An 18,655-nucleotide genomic window follows, 5' to 3' on the forward strand; every position below is an offset into this window, starting at 1 on the left:
GAGATTGCTTTAAGCACTACTGCAGAAAAATTTAATTAATTGGTTTTATCAAAATGAGCAATAATGTGAGGAAAAACATCTTTGTAAGCATTGTTTCCAATGATACAGTCTTGGTGTCCATAACCTTCAATCAAACAACGTGTATATTCTTGTTTTGGGTTGAGTTTTTGTAGCCTTTCTTGAGATTTTTTAGTTGCTTTAGGATTAAAAACCTTATTGTATTCTCCGTGAATAAAACAAATTGGAATATTTAATCTTTCCTTTGCATGTGGAAGATATGTATCTTCTCCTTTTGCATTTCGAATTTCTTTTTTAAGAGCAAAGGTATTGAGTTGCTCATAGGTAGTAAAGTTAGCTACTCCAAACATCTCATGGAAAGCCTTGAATGTATTTGGGTTTATATTTTTCTTTTGATACAGTTTAGAAAACATAAATGTTACTCGATTGGCGATAGGGTCTTTTGTACCTGCACCAATAACAGTAGAATATATTCTCACACCAAAATTTAATAGATTATCCCAAAAGCCTGCATCACTATCTGTATAGGCAGTAATTCTTTTTCCACCTATTTTTTTCAAAAGTGTAGGTACTCTTGCTAGTGCTTTGAGTTTAACTTGTGTGCCCCCAATAACATCTGTTCCCACTTGCATACAAAGTAATGAACGAACTCCCTTTAAGCCTCCCATGATTGCCATAAGTGCTGTAAGTGTTCCGACACAATGTGAGAGAATTTGTAAATTTTTCTTTTGAGTAATTTCCAAGACTTTTTCCACAGCAGCAGGGTAATCTTTGAGAGCAATATCATCTGCTGTACACTGGTCGAATGAGCTTTCTAATTCTATGCTAGTTCGATATTCCATTATCCAAACATCATAATTATTTTCACAAAGGTATTCTACCATATTTTTTTCAATCGTATCAATCTGAAAAATCTTTCCAGAAACACTAAAACCATGAGAGAGTAATATCGGTCCTTTTGTTCCTCCTTGATAACGAGTGAGTTTTAAATTCAAACCATCAGAAGTTGTGAAGTCATGAAAAGTTGGAGCAGGAGCATGGAGTTCTCTTTTTTTCCGTTCTTGCGTACGTGCGTTATAATTTTGGTTTGGAGCAAGTACCCCTCCATACGTTTGAAAGATAGACATAGTAAAGAAATTTAGAAATGTATATAATGCTTTAGTTTTTTGAGAAATTTTTGTGGTATGTAAGGCTCGCATACTGTAAAGTTGCTTTATAAATTCGCTTACAAAAATACGAATGATACCTTTTCCTGCTACTTTTCCTTTAGCAGAGTCTCCTTCATAAATAGTTACATGCAACGTTGTGGTATCTTTCCATGCCTTCCATATCGCTTTAGGTTGTATGATTTTGAAACCTTCAAAGAAAAATACTTTTCCGTCGTGATCAAAGAGCTTAGAAGTATAGCGCATATATTTAGTTTCCATCTCTTCTTTGCTCTCCACAAAAAGTCCAAACTTTCCTCCAAGTATTGTAAAAGGCTGATCAGAAAGTGTTGGAATGGTCATTGTGCCAATAAATGATGAACTATGATTTTTATCTTTTACCATAAACTCTACATCGTTACAAATTATGGTAAGTGTAGTACTGAGAATTGATTTTTTTTTCTTTCCTTCTTTATAGGCTTTCTTATAATCTTCTTTTTCTGATGTAGAAAAATACCCTTTCATTGTTTCAGTAAAAGAAATGCCTAACTTATTAGAAGTATCACTAATCTCAGCTTTGCTTGAAGGTGTTGTTTTTACTTCTTTTTCTAAAAAAGAAACTTGTGTTTGTTCGGCTTGCATACCTTTTGCCTTAGAAAAAATGGTTTTAGAATATACCTTATTAGACAAAGTTTCCGTATATTCTTTCTTCACAAGGTTTTCTTCTTGTATTTCTTTCAAGTCGATTTCATCAATTTGTTTTTTTGAAGAATTATTTTCTACTTTATTAGTAGTTGGTAATTCTTTATTTGCTGTAAAGATATATGGAATTTCGCCCCAACCTTTTTCCTTTGCCATAATTCTACAAATTCGTTCTGCCAAAGCTGAAATGGTAAGTAGGGGATTTGAACCCAAAGAACGAGGAAGTATTGCTCCATCTGCCACATACAGATTATCATAAACTGCTTTTCCCTCTTCTGAGGAGAATACTTGCCCTTTGTGATTTACGACACCTTTCTGAGCTTCTTCGCCCATAGCACAACCACCCAATGGGTGTGCTGTAGTGGCAACATACTTAAAAAACTTATTCCAAGTTGGGCTAGGAACATAAGTACCTCCTAATGTCTTGGTATGCTCGTGCATTCGTTCATTAGCTAACTTTTGGTTTTCATGTGTTCGGATACTTTCCCATTCCATATGAAGGGAATTATTTTTTAAAGATAATACTCCACCTGCATCGTCGTGTCCCATTACAAGTAGGGTTTGTGTATTTTGAGTTGCTCCCTTATGAGTACCCTGTAAAATGGTCTGCCATCTTCTTTTTATTTGATGAATATCTATTTTGCTATCACGTACACCTGTTGTGGCAGCAAAACCACTTACTGTAAAAGGTAACCAACTAGACATTATTTGGGCAATAGTACCTTCTTCCATAAGCATTTGCTGCTCTAAGTTTTCTGCATCTTTGATATCTATAATTCCTGTGATACTCGGCCCTACTGGATCTTTTGAGTTAGGCTTTAAAGTTGAAATGCCGTTTATTTCGACTGAGGTATTGTATGCTTGAGACACAGCATCTCCATTACCTGAAAAATGCTTTCCTATTTGATTAGAAACTTGTAATCCTTTTTGTTTAGAACGCAACATAATTTCAGTAGAACCTAATGTTCCTGCTGCTAAAATCACTGTTTTAGCCCTTACAAACATATTTTTGTGTGTTGCATCTGTTTCCAAAATATCAAAATGAACCACCCACTCTGTTTGATTTTTTTCTACGTATTGAACAGATGTTTGTGTAAAAATAGATGCACCATGAGTTACTGCATCAGGCAAATAATTTATCATGGTCGTGTTTTTAGCTCCTTGATTACAGCCCATACTACAATTTCCACACATATTACAAGGCTTTTGTTCTACTCCTACATGATTTTTCCCATTAATATCAAAATTCACATTGATATTTGCTAATTTAAAAGGTAGGTTTAGTTTTCTAGCTGATTCTTTAAAAGCCTCTAATTTTTTGAGTTTTGGAAATGAGCTAGGATAAGGATTGGGTTTTAACATTTGAGTAGCTAACTCAAATCCTTGATTCAAATCACTTTCTTTATAGTGTACCTCTTCTCTTATTTCTTTTGGGAAAGTCTCATCTTCAAGAACCCAGTTTTCTGGACGAATAGACACATTTGCATTTACAAGAGAGCCTCCACCAAGCCCACAGCCTTTGACTACATTTATATCTTTACTTGCCCAAAAATCATACAACCCTGTTTTTGAACCCAAATGAATATCTCCATAATGAAGTTGTGTATGAGGAAGTGCTTTGGATGAAGAGTCTGGAAACTCACCTGTTAAGTATTCTTTACCACGTTCTAATAAACAGACTTTTTTTCCTAAACGAGAAAGGCGTGAGGCTGCGATAGAACCTCCATAACCAGAACCAATAATAACAACATCGTAGTGAGGTTTGATATTGTCAATAGACTTGGATAAACGTTTTCTTTTCATTATTAGGTCATATCAATTTTTAATGTAAGGATTAAGATACTTCAAAGGTAATGCTTTTTTAAAAAAAATAAAACTAAATACTTAACTTTTTATTAAAAAAAATATCACAAGTAATTATAAATCAATTATATAAGTAGTGATTGTAAGAATCTAAATAGACAAAATTAAGAAGTGATTTTTTAACAAAAAAAATTTTTTTTATTTTTAAATCAAGGTGTTTTATATATATATATATATAAGTATTTCAATAAATGTAGATAATTATCTTTTGATTGATAGACTCACAACTCGTGTTCAGTCTGATCTACTGTATCTAACCTACTTTTAGCTAGGTCAGTCAAGAAAGAGAAGTATCAAGTAGTATTTGTATATATTGTAAGAATAGTATTAGACTAAACTCTCTATCATTTTCTAAAATTTGGGTAAAAATTATTATCCTTGTTAAAACTTAACACTCTTTTAATACTGATACAATAGTTTCACTTTTTGAAACCCTTTTAGCTGCTTTTAGCAAAAAAAATGATTTTTTTTGAGTTATAATTTATTGATTTACAGAACCTTGGATTATTGTGCAACTTTTTAAAATCACTATTTTCATAATAAAACATCACTTTTATACTGTCATTTTAACAAATCCCCAAATATTCTTTTTTTTATTAAATTTTTCACAAAATTATTCAGCTATTTCACTCAAAATGAGAGATTTAGCTGCTTACATACATAATTTTGTAGTCTCAAAAATACCTCGTACATTTGATAAGTGCTTATTTTTTACCAATTAAATTTTTAAATATACTATGGCAAACGTAATGGATTCTACGAAGGAAATGTTAGATTTTTGGGCAACTACTCAAAACAAAATCGTGGAAAACTGGGTAGGCTCTACTCGTCAGCTCCAAGAAGCTGCCAAAGAAGGCAAAGTAATGGAGCAAGCTACGGACATGTATAAAAATTGGTATGACAACCAAAAAAGTATCATTTCTGAAGCAGTAGAAAAAGGAAAAACAATTTCTTCTGACACTATGCCAGAACAAGTAACTCAACTAATGGAACAACAATCATCACTTTCTAAAAAGTGGATGGATACAATGAGTGAAATGGCTGACCGTCAGATGCAAATGGTTCAGATGACTAATACAAACGGTCAGAATCCTATGAACATTCAAGAAAATGCAACAAAAGTGCAAGAAATGATGACTAGCTCTTACAAAACTTGGTTAGATTCTACTACCCAAATGATGAATGAGAGCAAAAAAATGATGACTTCTAATCCTGCTTTCAAAGCAATGCAACCTATGCAAGAAGCTTTTGAAAACATGACTAAAGGAGCAAAAACATATTTCGATGCCTACGAAATGTGGAAGCCATTTATGCAAATGACTGAAAACAAAAATTTTGATGTACAACAGTATTTCAAAATGATGAATATGGACAAATTGCAAGAAATGGCAAAAGGAATGTTTGCTCAAAATCCTTCACAGTTTGGATTTGCTAATTTTAGCCAAATGAGTGAACAAATGAACAAAATGGTTGAGCAATATCGCAATACGATGACAAACAACCCAATGTTCGCTCCTTACAAAGAAATGATCGAAAAATTCTCTTCTATGATGCCAACAGACATGAAAAACTTTGACATGTCTAAAATGATGGAAAACATGAACATGCAAGACATGAACATGATGAACCCTCAATTTGGTAAAGAAATATATGAGCGTATGGAAAAAATGTATGCTCCGTTTTATAAATTAATGCCTCCAAGCAAAGAAAAAGAGTCAATCAAACTTTTCTCTCAAATGCAGACTATTCTTTTTGATTACCAAACTAAAATGGCAGATATGAATGCTATTATTGGTAAAACAGTAAAAGATAGTTCGGAAGAGTTTATGACTAAAATGTTTGAGGCAGCAAAAGACGGAAACGTAAATACATACAATGAGTTCTATATGAACTGGCTCAATCACTTAGAAGGAAATATGATTGATATTTTCAAAGGCGACGAATTTTCTAAATTACAAGGCGAGGTTTTGGCTCTTCAATTAGATTTAAAAACAAGCTTCAACAAAGGAATGGAACAAGTTCTTTCTCCTTATCCTGTAGTTTTGAATTCTGAAATTGATGAACTTGCAAAACAAGTACACGCATTGAAGGCTCGTATTCGTGAGCTAGAAAACAATGCAGAAGCTACTTCGTCTGCAAAAGCACCAGCATCAAAAACTGCTGCTACAAAAACAACTACAACTCGTAAAAAAACTACAAAATAGTTTTGAGTTGAATTGTAAAAACCTAAATCATTCTGAATTAGAGTAGTTATTCAGCATGTGAATAAAGTTTTTTCAGTAAAACTTTATTGTAAGTGAAATCTAACATTTCCTTCAAGCAAAACCCTGACTTCATAGTGGAGTTGGGGTTTTTGATAAAAAAAAGATTTTTAAATTGTATATTTATATCAATACAAAACATAAAGTTCTAATACACACAAACTAAATTTTATTATGGCAAATCAAAAGCACGAGAATACGCAAACGAACGTATTTGAATCTTTTACAAAAGAAATTACAGACCAAACTGAAAAGCTCGTAAAAGGTTATCAACTTCTAAGTGATGTAGAAGAAATTGATGTCGCAACAGCAGAAAAAGAATTAGTTTGGGAAGAAGATAAAGTAAAACTATATCGTTATTCTTCTTCTAAACGCAGCCTAAAAACACCTTTATTGATTGCTTATGCACTCGTCAATCGCTTTGATATGATGGATTTGCAATCTGACCGTAGTTTTATCAGAAATTTGCTTGATAGTGGCATTGATATTTATTTGATTGATTGGGGCTATCCTTCTCGTGTAGATAGATATTTAACAATGGAAGATTATATTAATGGTTATATCAATTCTTGCGTAAATTTTGTAAGAAAAGAACATTCAGTTGATAAAATAAACTTGCTTGGTGTTTGTCAAGGAGGTACATTTTCTACTATTTATACGGCTCTTAATCAAGACAAAATCAAAAATTTGATAACGCTTGTTGCTCCTTTTGATTTTGATACGGATGATGGTCTTTTGTTCAAATGGTCAAGAGATTTGAATGTAGATAAAGTAGTAGATGGAAATGATGGTCTTGTACCAGGGGAGTTTTTGAATATGGGTTTTGATATGCTCAAGCCACTTAGTAAGTTCAAAAAAATGGCAACCATTACAAATATGATGGAAGACAAAGGTAAAATGATGAACTTCTTGCGTATGGAACAATGGGTAGGCGATAGTCCTTCACAAGCTGGAGAATGTTATCGTAAGTTTATCAAAGATTTATATCAAGAAAATAAACTTATAAAAGGAGAGTTTACATTAGGAAAGAAAACTGTAAATCTCAAAGATATTAAGAATCCTATTCTGACTATTTATGCTTCTTCAGACCATTTAGTTCCACCTTCTGCAACTAAGCCATTGAATGATAATGTAGGCTCAAAAGATAAAACTTTATACGAATTTCCAGGTGGACACATCGGAGTTTTTGTAGGTGGACGCTCTCAAAAAGAATTAGCTCCTAAAGTTTCGGAGTGGCTTAAAGAACGTGATTAAAAAATAATTCATTTCTATCACAAAAAGCATTTATTCTATTTTTTGGAATAAATGCTTTTTGTTTTTATATCTATAATTTATCAAAATACTTTTCTGTTTTATCAGAGCTTAAACCTAGAGTTTAGTTTTCGTCTTCATACCTATTTGCATTCTCTTTTTCAGATATTTCATTAATTCTAGGCTGCAATATCCAAAGCCCCACAGGAAAAAACCAAAACATAAAAAACTCGCTCACAAAATCCGAAAACTTTACTTCTCTTTGTAACTCAACTGTTTTCAGCGTCTTTGCAGTAAAATACATCGTGTAGAATATTCCAAAAATAGACAAAATATGTAATATCAAAAGAATTGGTGTTAGCCATTCCATAGGTATTTGAGGTAAATCTTGTAGTAATGCTTGAGGCTTTATTTTACTTATTGAAACAAATATAAAAACACAAAATCCACTAACGTAAAGCAAAGGAATAATAGAGAATGTTCTGAATTTTGTAGTTTTCATTTCTACGGTTGTTGGCACTACACTTTGGAGACCGTTAGCAACTGACCAAAACCAGCTAAAAAGTAAGGACGTAAAAAGTACGATTATTAATGGAAAAAACTTTATGATACTAAATACTTCAAAAATTTTCTTTGGGTCTGGAGGTGTTCCATCCTTAAGCATCGAATATATAATTACTCCTATTGTAAGAAATAAACCCACAGGAACTCCCACCAAAAGGAAAAATAATTGCCAATGTTTTGCTTCTAATATTTTATTTATCATTTTGTCTTTAGTTTTAAATTGATGTTTAAATTATGGGAGGTTACTTTTATTTTAACTCAAATGTTTGCATTATTTCTTCCATTTCAACAGCATATTTTTCAAATTCATCTTCTTTGGCTGTGAAAGTAAGAACGTATGCTTTATTATCTTTTACAAAGCAATATTGAATAAATTTTAAATCAGAATTATTCACATTGGCACTCAAAATCATTTTATGAAATTCTGAATTTTTATCTTTTATTCCTTCACTTGAAATGAGTTTACCATTATCTTTTATTTGACTTTCTGATAATTTTACAAATTCATCCAAACCAAAATCTGCTTCCAAATCTTGTATTACTAAGTTGATATTTTCAACAAAATCATCATCCAAACCTGTCTTTTCAGTAAATAACAAAAACTTAGTACCCATTTGTCCGCTTTCATCTAATTTTAGATGAGAAGGGTATGAAATAGTATATCCATCTTTATTTATTCCTTTAGTCGTTTTTTCTACACTTGACTGGCAGCTTACAAATTGAAAAATAACGCATGTACCCATCAAAATAAATAATTGCCAATGTTTTGCTTTTAATATTTTATCTATCATAACTAATATCAATTTATTTTCTAATAGGAGAATAGTATAAATATACACTATTTTAGTTGAAAATTTCTTTTGAGAATATATTTTAACAAATAGAGCTATATTAAGAAAAGATTCTTTCGTTGTTTCATTCTACCAAAAAGCCAAGCTTTAGACTTATAATCAGTAAATCTAAATAAATAAAAAGAGCTACATCAGCTCTCTGACCCAAAAGGCAGAAAAACAAATGTAGCTAACTTGTTTTTTGAAATTCTATGAATTAAGCATTTACCATAGCTTCTTTTTCTACTAGATAACGTTCTGCATCAAGAGCAGCCATACAGCCTGTACCAGCAGCCGTTACAGCTTGACGATAAATTTTGTCTTGAGCATCCCCAGAAGCAAAAACACCTGGTATATTAGTGAGGGTACTATCATTTTGAGTAATCAAATAGTTGGCATCATCCATATCTAACTGACCTTTGAAAATATCTGTATTTGGTTTGTGTCCAATAGCTACAAAAAATCCTTGAACATCAATCTGAAAGGTTTCATTTTTTTGGTTATTGAGAAGACGAACAGAAGTTACATTTTCTCCATCTCCCAAAATTTCTTGTGTTTCTGTATTCCAAAGAATTTCGATGTTTTCTTTCGTTTGAACACGTTGTTGCATAATGTTCGAGGCACGAAGTTCATCACGACGTACAATCATATATACTTTCTTGCATAGTTTTGCCAAATAACTTGCTTCTTCACAAGCAGTATCTCCACCACCAACAATAGCAACTGTTTGCCCTCTGAAAAAGAAGCCATCACAAACAGCACACGCAGAAACTCCTTTTCCGTTGTATTCAGCCTCGGAAGGCAAACCAAGCCATTTTGCAGCAGCACCAGTAGAAATAACAATAGATTCAGCTTCAATTCGGATTCCAGAATCATCATAAGCAACATGAATTCCTCCTTCTTTACTAAGCTCTACCTTTTCGATAACACCATAACGCAAATCTGTACCAAAACGACCTGCTTGTTTATCTAAGTCTTGCATCATTTGAGGCCCCATTACTCCATCAGCGTATCCAGGGAAATTTTCTACATCATTTGTGATAGTAAGCTGCCCACCTGGTTGTTGTCCTTTGTATAAAATTGGTTCTAGTCCTGCACGGGCTGCATAAATAGCTGCCGTATAACCTGCTGGTCCTGAGCCAATGATTAGACACTTTGTTGTATGTACTTCTGACATAATTCTTTATTTTTAGTTATTAATATAAAGGTTTTTTTATTGAGTTAGCTTTCCCTTCTAATTAAGTTAATCTATATAATTTTACTTTAAGTTACAAAAGAAACGATTTTTTATGAGAAATGGTTTTGAATATTATAATTACAGGATTTTTTAATAAAATATTCTGAAACTTTAAATATTACTCTCTCCATTTTTTTAGGAAAGTGAGAAAACTAGCTATTTTATTGTTCTTTACTCAAATTATCAGCGTTTTGCTTCTTACCTACCTTACCTCTTCTCTAATAAAATTGTCAATTCTATCTAAAAATTATCAGTTTCTGTAAAATTCCCTTGATTTCTCTCATTTTTAAGCTGTTTTGGTCGTTTTGCTTTATCCAATAAAAATAGCCTTTTATCTTAAAGTATATTTATGTTTATCGAAAACGAAGGTAGTTTGGCACTTCAAGGCAATTTCTTGCGTGGATTTTGAATAGTATCTATCAATTCTGAGCAATTCTAAAGCAGCAAACTTAAAATAAAGAATGTGATAAGACTTACAAGAATCTCCAAAAGAAATTTATATTCATAACGACCAACTGGCTACACGATTTTTTAATTATTTTCAATTATGATAAACTATATATTCTACAAAACGGAAGAACTATTCTACCAGCTATTTTCAAATAGTAGTCGTTATCGCAAGACTGCCGAAGCAATGAATGCAGAGAACTATTATGAGTTACAAGCTGTTTTAGAATCACATTTGCGTAGAGGATATGGATATGCAGAATTTCAAAATTGGAAAGATGCCATTAGAGAGTTTGAGCAAGTATTAGCCATTCATCCAAATCATACAGAGGCTCTTTTTGGCTTGGCAGTTTCGTTTTATAATCGTTGGTTGGATTATGGAAAAGCAAAAGACAAATATCGTGCAGCAGGTTTGGCTCGTCGTTGTGTGGATAATGAACCACAACATTATAAAGCGATGCAACTTTTAAGTCAGATTTATAAAGGAGCAGCTTTAGAAGAAGCCATGAAGAAACGCTCTTTGCATACCAATATTATGATGGGACTTGTAGGTGTGATGTTTCTTTCAGGTGGATATTTGGGATATAGTTATTTAGAACAAGGAGCTAATCAAGTTTCATTTGCAGATGAACTATTAACTCTGAACAATATTACCCATAATACGGCTAATCTAGCTTTTGATAGGGAAAGTTTGCCTATGCAAGCTACAGGTTCTCTCAAATCAATTACGATTTTGGAAGATGAAGGACTTCATTTGCCCGTAGAGTGGATAATAAATCCAAAGTTTGAAGGATTGAAGCTAGAAGTAGAACAGTCTAAGTTCAAGAATTTTAATGGAGCTTATTCATATAATTTGTTAGCTGACTTATATGTATCTAGTGGTTCAATTTCTAATCTAAAACTCAAAATTGAGCTTTTAGATAGAGATGGAAATGCCATAGCACAAGATGTAGTACAGGCAATAGAAACCTTTGACCCAGTAGCTAGAAAAGGAGAATCAATTCCGTTTCGTTATTTGGAGTACAGAGAAGATTTTGTAGAAAATGCAGCTTTAGTTAGAATACGAGTAGAAAAAGTAGAATATGGTGAGAATACAGAAGTAAATACTGTTCCTTTGAGCTTGGAATGGAATGATATGAGTGATTTTAATCCAAATATTTTACTTTCCGAAAGAGCAAGTAACTTACAAGAAATAGAAGAAAACGAACAAACAGGAACTTTTCATCACTTTGAATGGGAAATTCAAAATGCCACAGAAAAAGGACAAATCAAGCTCTTACAAGCAGAAGTTAAATGGCTAGGACATCAGGGAGAAGTTTTGGATAGCAGAACAACTTATCTAATAAACTCATCTGAACCTACTTTGAAAGCAAATCAAATCCGAAGTATCGGAAGAGCATATCGTTTGGAAGGAGTAAATAAAAAAGATATTGCTAGTTATTCAGTAACAATAAAAGAAATTGAAGACTAATAGACGTTGTTTGTAAGCATACAAATAACAACATAATAATATTCAAAATTAAGGATAGGATAGGATTGAAAATGGCGTAGGAATTTTTCCTACGCTATTTTTGTGCTTTTTATAGAGTAAATCTTACTCCATTGACAAAACTTTAATTTTTTGATCAAATTTAGTTTCACTAGTCATTGGATTATTGAGTATTTTTTTAATTTCTATTAATCCATATCTGAAAAAAGAGTATTCATTATATCCATTTGAACAGACTCTTATTTTTGTTTTTTTATGTTTCCATTCTCCTACTTTGTAACACCAAACAAAGGCAATGGAACACAAAGCAATTAATTTAGCTATTTTATTTGGTTCTGTTAATTTTGTATTTTCTAAGTTAAAACCTTGTGATTTTAGTGCTTTAAACAACGTTTCGATTTCCCAACGTTGTTTATAAATTTCAAAAATATTATCCAATAAAACAGGTGATGCTAAATAAATATATCCTTTTTGTGTTCGACTTACAGATAAATATACCTCTGCTTCATTGACTACAAATGTTCCATCTAGTTGATAGGTTTCTGAAATCGAAAGCCCTCTACACCATGCTACAATAGACTTTGTTTTCCCTTTTCTAGTAGCTTTAAAGTTAGATTTTATACGCATTACAAAATCAAATTTTTTTGTAGCTAAATAGAAAAACCATTTTTTACCTATAAACTCTCTATCTGCTACAAGAGCAGTAATAGATAAATTAGGAAATTGATTTAAGAAATCTTCTATCAAATCAATTCGTTGTTGAGTAGCTGAATTTCCTGTCCTCGAAAGTACAGACCAACAAAGAGGAATAGATACCCCTTTATGAGCTGCTGAGAGAAGCAAAATATTAATATGCTCTTTTCCAACTTTCCAATTCGTTCTATCCAAACACAGTACGATATTTTCCCATTGTTCAATGCCTTCTAAGGAAATAATCAAATTAGTAATTGCTTGAAAATCAAGCTCATAATAATTTAAAAAGCGTTCTATACGACGTAAAGAAGAACTGTATTCTACATTCCTTTCAAACGCAGTTGCAATTTGAATTAAACCTCCTAGACCTACCTTTATAACAGCTATTACAAAAAGACCTATAAATTGAACTCGGGCTAAATGAAACCCTTTTAAATGAGAAGATAAAACACTAACTAATTTTGTAACTTTACCACTAGAAGCATACTTTGCTTTCGCCATAATTGAGAAAATTTTGTGAGAAAAATTTTGTGAGAAACTCAATTATGGCTTTTTTTTATCTAAATTTAAAATCTTTTGTCAGAGGACTGAGAGAGTAAATATTTGTTTATATAGTTTTTGTATATTTTTTTATTAAAAAAAATATACAAAAAATTTCACGGTTATTTTCAATTAGTCTTTTATATCATCAGAAGAGTTTTTTTGATAAAAAAAATAAAATTCTTTAAAAAGTCCACGATTTTTGTTTAATTTTACTTTACAACTATAATAAACTGCTGTTATCGTAATTCATGTACAAACACTACTTTTTTCTGAATTAAAGTAGTAATTGATTTACTCACATTTATTTTTTTACTAAAAAAAATTATGATTATGAAGAATATAGTATTCTTCGGTGACAGTTTGACAGAAGGGTATGGTTTACAATCAAGCCAAGCACCTCCTGCTCTTATCCAACAAAAGATAGATAAGTATGGCTTACTCTATACTGCCATTAATGCTGGTGTGAATGGTGATACTACACATAGTGCTATAATGCGTTTACCAAATGTATTGCAACAACAAGAAGTAGATATTTTCGTACTTGCTTTGGGTATAAATGACCTTTTTAGAGGAATTGCTCCTCAAAAAATGGAACAAAACCTCACACAAATTATCGAACGCACAAAGGCACAATATCCAAATGTTATGATTGTGATGGCAAAAGTAAAAATACCTATTGAGTTACTTATTGGCTTTGGAATGATGGGACAAATTGCTGCACAGTATGCTGTTCAGTACCAGAAAGTCTATGAAAATATAGCCAAAAAATACAATTCTCCTTTGATTACTTCTTTATTGGAAGGCGTAATAGGCGAGGTACACCTAAATCTTGCTGACCGTTTACATCCGAATGCACAAGGTTATGAATTGGTAGCAGACACAATATGGCAAACTATTTATCCAATTTTACGTCAGAGTTACACTAATTAAAACTACTCTTATTTTATACTACTTCAACTTTTATAATTAACTTTCCCTAAAACTATAAATGATAGTAGAGTATAAATGAATTGATTTCGATTTTATAAATGCTCTACTACTTAAAATAATACCCTTTACTTTTCAATGAAAGTAAAGGGTATTATTTTTTTGATAAAGAAATTTTCTTACAAATCTTGCGCTCCAACAATAAATTCAGAAAGGTCTAAGACTTTGATTTCTTTCTCTTTATTGAAGTGTTTTATTCCATCTCCCATCATTGTCATACAGAACGGACAACCCACAGCTACATAATCTGGACGAGCTGCAACGGCTTCTTCTGCACGTTCGATATTGACTTCTTTCTTACCTTTTTCGGCATCTTTGAACATCTGCGCTCCCCCTGCACCACAACAAAGCCCTTTAGACTTGCAGCGTTTCATTTCTACTAATTCGGCATCTAATTTTTCCAAAACTTCACGAGGAGCTTCATAAATATCATTTGCTCTACCCAAATAACAAGAATCGTGATAAGTAATTCTTTTTCCTTTAAACTCTCCTCCTCCAAATTTCACTTTTCCTTCGTTGATTAGCTTTTGAAGGTATTGAGAATGATGAATAACATCATAATTTCCACCTAATTCTGGATATTCATTTTTCAACGTATTGAAACAATGAGGACAAGCCGTAACAATATTTTTGATATTATAATTATTCAAAACCTCAATGTTCATTGCTGCCTGCATCTGAAATGTAAATTCATCACCAGCACGACGAGCAGGGTCGCCCGTACAGCTTTCTTCTGTTCCCAAAACAGCAAAGTTGATATTTGCTTTATTCAAGATACGAATCATCGCACGAGTAACAGCTTTATAACGGTCGTCATACGAACCAGCACAGCCTACCCAAAATAATATCTCTGGAGATTTTCCTTCAGCAGAAAGTTCTGCCATTGTAGGAATTTTTAATGTTTCTTCGCTCATATTTTTTATGTTTATTTTCTCTAGTTCAAGCGTCGACACTTGAACTAGAGAAAAGGATTAAATCTTTATTTTAGAAACTATTGTCAAAGTCAGACTACTGACTATTAGCAAAGTTTTAATTCTAACAAAATTGGATTAACTGATAACTGAAAAGTTACTGGTTACCGTTTTTAAGTTCATCAGCCCACTTAAAGCGTTCTGTTGGAGCAAATGCCCAAGGCGCACCATTATTTCCTACATTTGTTAGCATTGCTTTCCACGCATCAGGAACATCAGCTTCTTCCATTGCCACATAACGACGCATCTCCAAAATAGGCTCTAATGGATTAATGTTTACTGGACAGGCATCTACACAAGCATTACAAGAAGTACATGCCATTAGCTCTTCTTTTGTTACGTAATCACCATACAACATTTTATCATCTGGCTTGTAGTATTCTCCCATTTCGTCCATACGTTCTCCGATTTCATCGGCACGTTGGCGAACATTCATGACAATCTTACGAGGGGATAATTTTTTACCTGTCATATTTGCAGGACAAACATCTGTACAACGTCCACACTGCGTACAGGTATAAGCATCTAAGATATTTCTCCACGTCAAATCAGTAACATCTTTTGCACCAAAAGAAGGGATTTCATCGTCTGCTGCATTTGCATCTGACTCTAGTGTTCCCATCGTAATCTGAACTTCTTTAGTAATAGAATCCATATTGTTCATTTCTCCAGTAGGCTTCAAACGAGTAAAATATACATTTGGAAAAGCAAGGAAAATATGAAGGTGTTTTGAATAGGTTACATAAATTGCAAAGCCTAAAATACCCATAATATGAAACCACCAAGCTCCACGTTCTAATAAGACAAGCTGGGTAGTTGTAAGTCCGTCATAAAGTGGAATCAGTGTTTGACTGACCAAAAAACGAACAGGATTATTTTCAAAAACTCCGTAATGAGCTGCATCAACATTATTTATAACATCAATACCATTTGCCAAATCCATTGCTCTCATTTGCAAGATAGAATCTGTTGCATTCATCGTAAAAAGGAAAAACATCAAGATAATCTCAAAAACTAAGATAAGGTTTGCATCAAGATGCGCCCAACCTTTCATTTCAGGCTTATCAAAACGCTCTACTTTTACAACATTACGACGGATAAGGAAAATAACACAGGTAGCTAAAACACCAAAAGCGAGTAATTCAAAAAAGCCAATCAAGATTTGATAAACAGTTGAGCCAAGCAATGGCGCAAAAATACGGTGTTGTCCTGTAATTCCATCAATAACGATTTCCAAAACTTCGATATTAATCAAAAGGAAACCTGCATAAATAACAAGGTGCATCAAACCTACAAACGGACGTGCAAACATCTTTTTCTGTCCGAAAGCAATCAAAATCATCAGCTTCAAACGTTCGGAAGGATTATGTGCAGCTTTCCACTCTTTTCCTAATTCGATATTGCGTCGAATATATTTATAGCGCATAAAAATTACACCTGCCGTAACCAAAAGAGCAGTTACGAAGAACATAATTTGAAATAAGGAAGTAAAAATTTCTAATTGTTTCATAAAAAAGGGCTATATAAAAATGAATATCTAATTAAAGTGTATAGTTGTCGTAATTTTTTGTTCTTATTTTTGTTTTAAGTATTGAGTAGGAAACTTCAAAATAAACTTGAAAGTTTTGACAATAGAATTAAATATAGAGAATTGTAAAGACAATAAATAGAACGGAGCAGTAAAACTACTCGGTTTGCATAACAAATTTGCAAAGAAAGAACTGATTTTGATAATTTAGAGATAGAATTAGTTAGTTTTTATATTAATTTAGAATGATTCTATTTTTTTATTTTTCTATAAAACTCTCTTCTAAACGAGAAAAAGTCTATTTGATAATTTAATCAAATAGACTTTTCAGCTTCTTTCAAAACTAGAGTATTAAGAAAATAGTATTTATGAGTTTTGTCTTTTTGAAATTGCTCGTCCATTTAAGTAGAAAGGTATAAAAAAAAAGTTCGAATATCTCTATTCAAACTTTACTTTTTTTAACAAAAAAGTGATTTTTATTTTTTACAGTAAATTCAACTTTTTCATAAAACGATTTTTATAAGAAGCTCCAATCGGAATTGTTTTGCTAGGCATTACTACACTAGCATCTTCAATACTCATTATTTTTGTAAAATTGACAATGTATGAACGATGAACACGTATAAAATCTGTTTCAGGTAATTTCTTTTCTAAGCCTTTCATTGTCGAATGAATAATATATTTACGTTTTTCAGTATTTATGATTACATAATCTGACAATGCTTCGATAAAAAACACATCACTCAAACGCAAACGAACAATTTTGTTATCAGCTTTGATAAATACTTCATCTTGATTCTCAACAGTTACATTTGAGGCTTTTAAATTAGCTTCTGCTTTTCCAACTGCCTTTAGAAAACGAGCGTAGTTTACTGGTTTTACTAAATAATCGGTTACATTGTACTCAAATGCCTCAACAGCATAACTTGCACGAGAGGTAACCAAAATAATTTGAGGCATATCATCAAGTGTCTTCATGAGGTCAAGACCTGTCATTTCAGGCATCTCAACATCTAAAAAAACAATATCAACTTCTTTGGATTTGATAATTGTGAAAGCGTCAGCAGCATTATCTGTTTCTTCAAGTACAGTCAAACTCTCTGTTTTGTTGGCAAAATGCTTTATTACGTTGCGAGAAAACTCATCATCATCTACAATTAGGCAGTTCATATATATGGGGGCTAGTAGTTTTTTACTTAGATTAGGAGTAGGTTTATTTTTCTACATAAATTTATGAGCTTCATTTTTCCTCAAACAAATATGTTAAAATGGAAAGTTAAGCAAAATCATCATCAATTCGTAATTTTTAATTCTTAATTTCTGATTGACTCATATGTTTTTCAAAAAGTAGTTTCATATATTTTCCAACAATATCAAACTCAAGGTTGATTGTATCACCTATTTTGAGTTTATGAAAATTTGTATGTTCATAAGTGTAAGGAATAATAGCAACGCTAAAACTACCTTTTTGAGTTTCATTATTTTTTTCTGAATCGCTTTTCAAACCCGTTTCTGAATCTACAACGGTCAGACTGACACCATTTGTACAAATAGAACCCTTCTGAACCGTAAAATTTCCTTTGTCTTCGTACTCAAAATAAAAACGCCAACTTCCATTTTCATCAATTATCTTTGTACAGATAGCCGTTTGATCGACGTGTCCTTGTACGATATGTCCGTCAAAACGACCATTAGCAGACATACAACGCTCTAAATTTAATTTTGAACCTACTGCCCATTTTCCTAAATCTGTCTTTTGAAGTGTTTCTTCAATAGCCGTTACGAAGTGTCTACTTTTATCTTTATCAACTTTAGTAACTGTCAGACAAACGCCATTATGAGCAACACTCTGGTCAATTTTGAGCTGATTTGAAATTGATGATTCTATCTCAAATAATTGGTTTGTTCCTTCTTTTTTTATGGAAATAAGAGTTCCTATTTCTTCAATAATTCCTGTAAACATATTATGTGTTGAATTGTAATTTTAATTTCTAAGCACGAAAATCCAAAATACTCTATCAAAATACAAATAGAACTTATTTTAGTTAAATTCGTTTACTCAATTAGGACGATAATAATGCTATTTATTTACTCTTAATTTTTTTTAAGCACGTAACAGTTTGTAA

Annotated in this window: 13 protein-coding genes; 4 read left to right on the forward strand and 9 right to left on the reverse strand. The window is 32.2% G+C overall.

Annotated features, from left to right (window positions below; translation table 11 throughout):
- Positions 1–35: 35 nt before the first annotated feature.
- Complete coding sequence (locus WAF17_RS11225) at positions 36–3,668, reverse strand: GMC family oxidoreductase N-terminal domain-containing protein (RefSeq protein WP_338770092.1); 3,633 nt, start codon at positions 3,666–3,668, stop codon at positions 36–38.
- 797 nt (positions 3,669–4,465) lie between these two features.
- Between WAF17_RS11225 and WAF17_RS11230 the strand changes: the two genes are divergently transcribed.
- Positions 4,466–5,932 carry a poly(R)-hydroxyalkanoic acid synthase subunit PhaE gene (locus WAF17_RS11230; RefSeq protein WP_338770094.1) on the forward strand — a complete coding sequence of 489 codons (1,467 nt, stop codon included), beginning with the start codon at positions 4,466–4,468 and terminating at the stop codon, positions 5,930–5,932.
- 231 nt (positions 5,933–6,163) lie between these two features.
- Entirely contained in the window at positions 6,164–7,243 is a 1,080-nt protein-coding gene (phaC, locus tag WAF17_RS11235; protein WP_338770096.1) for a class III poly(R)-hydroxyalkanoic acid synthase subunit PhaC, read from the forward strand.
- A 121-nt stretch (positions 7,244–7,364) separates the two neighbouring features.
- Here the strand turns inward: phaC and WAF17_RS11240 are convergent, their stop codons facing one another.
- The 3 genes from WAF17_RS11240 to trxB all read right to left on the reverse strand — a co-directional run bounded on the left by WAF17_RS11240 (position 7,365) and on the right by trxB (position 9,811).
- Positions 7,365–8,006 (reverse strand): hypothetical protein, encoded by a 642-nt coding sequence (locus tag WAF17_RS11240; protein ID WP_338770098.1) that lies wholly within the window; start codon positions 8,004–8,006, stop codon positions 7,365–7,367.
- Between the two features lie 46 nt (positions 8,007–8,052).
- Positions 8,053–8,595 carry a hypothetical protein gene (locus WAF17_RS11245; RefSeq protein WP_338770101.1) on the reverse strand — a complete coding sequence of 181 codons (543 nt, stop codon included), beginning with the start codon at positions 8,593–8,595 and terminating at the stop codon, positions 8,053–8,055.
- A 256-nt stretch (positions 8,596–8,851) separates the two neighbouring features.
- On the reverse strand, positions 8,852–9,811 hold the full coding sequence (gene trxB, locus WAF17_RS11250) for a thioredoxin-disulfide reductase (RefSeq protein ID WP_338770104.1): 960 nt from the start codon (positions 9,809–9,811) through the stop codon (positions 8,852–8,854).
- 607 nt (positions 9,812–10,418) lie between these two features.
- Between trxB and WAF17_RS11255 the strand changes: the two genes are divergently transcribed.
- Positions 10,419–11,789 (forward strand): hypothetical protein, encoded by a 1,371-nt coding sequence (locus WAF17_RS11255; protein WP_338770107.1) that lies wholly within the window; start codon positions 10,419–10,421, stop codon positions 11,787–11,789.
- Between the two features lie 123 nt (positions 11,790–11,912).
- Here WAF17_RS11255 and WAF17_RS11260 read toward each other — a convergent pair whose 3' ends face one another.
- Positions 11,913–13,001, reverse strand: coding sequence for an IS4 family transposase (locus WAF17_RS11260; RefSeq protein WP_338760955.1), 1,089 nt, complete (start codon positions 12,999–13,001; stop codon positions 11,913–11,915).
- 372 nt (positions 13,002–13,373) lie between these two features.
- Here WAF17_RS11260 and WAF17_RS11265 point away from each other — a divergent pair, with 372 nt between their 5' ends.
- A complete protein-coding gene (locus tag WAF17_RS11265; RefSeq protein WP_338770109.1) occupies positions 13,374–13,973 on the forward strand; it encodes an arylesterase in 600 nt (199 codons plus the stop codon).
- Positions 13,974–14,149: 176 nt separating this feature from the next.
- Here WAF17_RS11265 and WAF17_RS11270 read toward each other — a convergent pair whose 3' ends face one another.
- From WAF17_RS11270 to WAF17_RS11285, 4 genes are all read right to left on the reverse strand, one after another.
- A complete protein-coding gene (locus tag WAF17_RS11270) occupies positions 14,150–14,944 on the reverse strand; it encodes a (Fe-S)-binding protein (RefSeq protein ID WP_338770112.1) in 795 nt (264 codons plus the stop codon).
- Between the two features lie 154 nt (positions 14,945–15,098).
- Positions 15,099–16,511, reverse strand: coding sequence for a (Fe-S)-binding protein (locus WAF17_RS11275; protein WP_338770115.1), 1,413 nt, complete (start codon positions 16,509–16,511; stop codon positions 15,099–15,101).
- 501 nt (positions 16,512–17,012) lie between these two features.
- On the reverse strand, positions 17,013–17,699 hold the full coding sequence (locus WAF17_RS11280; RefSeq protein WP_338770117.1) for a LytTR family DNA-binding domain-containing protein: 687 nt from the start codon (positions 17,697–17,699) through the stop codon (positions 17,013–17,015).
- 136 nt (positions 17,700–17,835) lie between these two features.
- Positions 17,836–18,492, reverse strand: coding sequence for a riboflavin synthase (locus WAF17_RS11285; RefSeq protein ID WP_338770120.1), 657 nt, complete (start codon positions 18,490–18,492; stop codon positions 17,836–17,838).
- Positions 18,493–18,655: the final 163 nt, after the last annotated feature.

The sequence above is a fragment of the Bernardetia sp. ABR2-2B genome (assembly GCF_037126435.1).
Lineage (GTDB): Bacteria > Bacteroidota > Bacteroidia > Cytophagales > Bernardetiaceae > Bernardetia.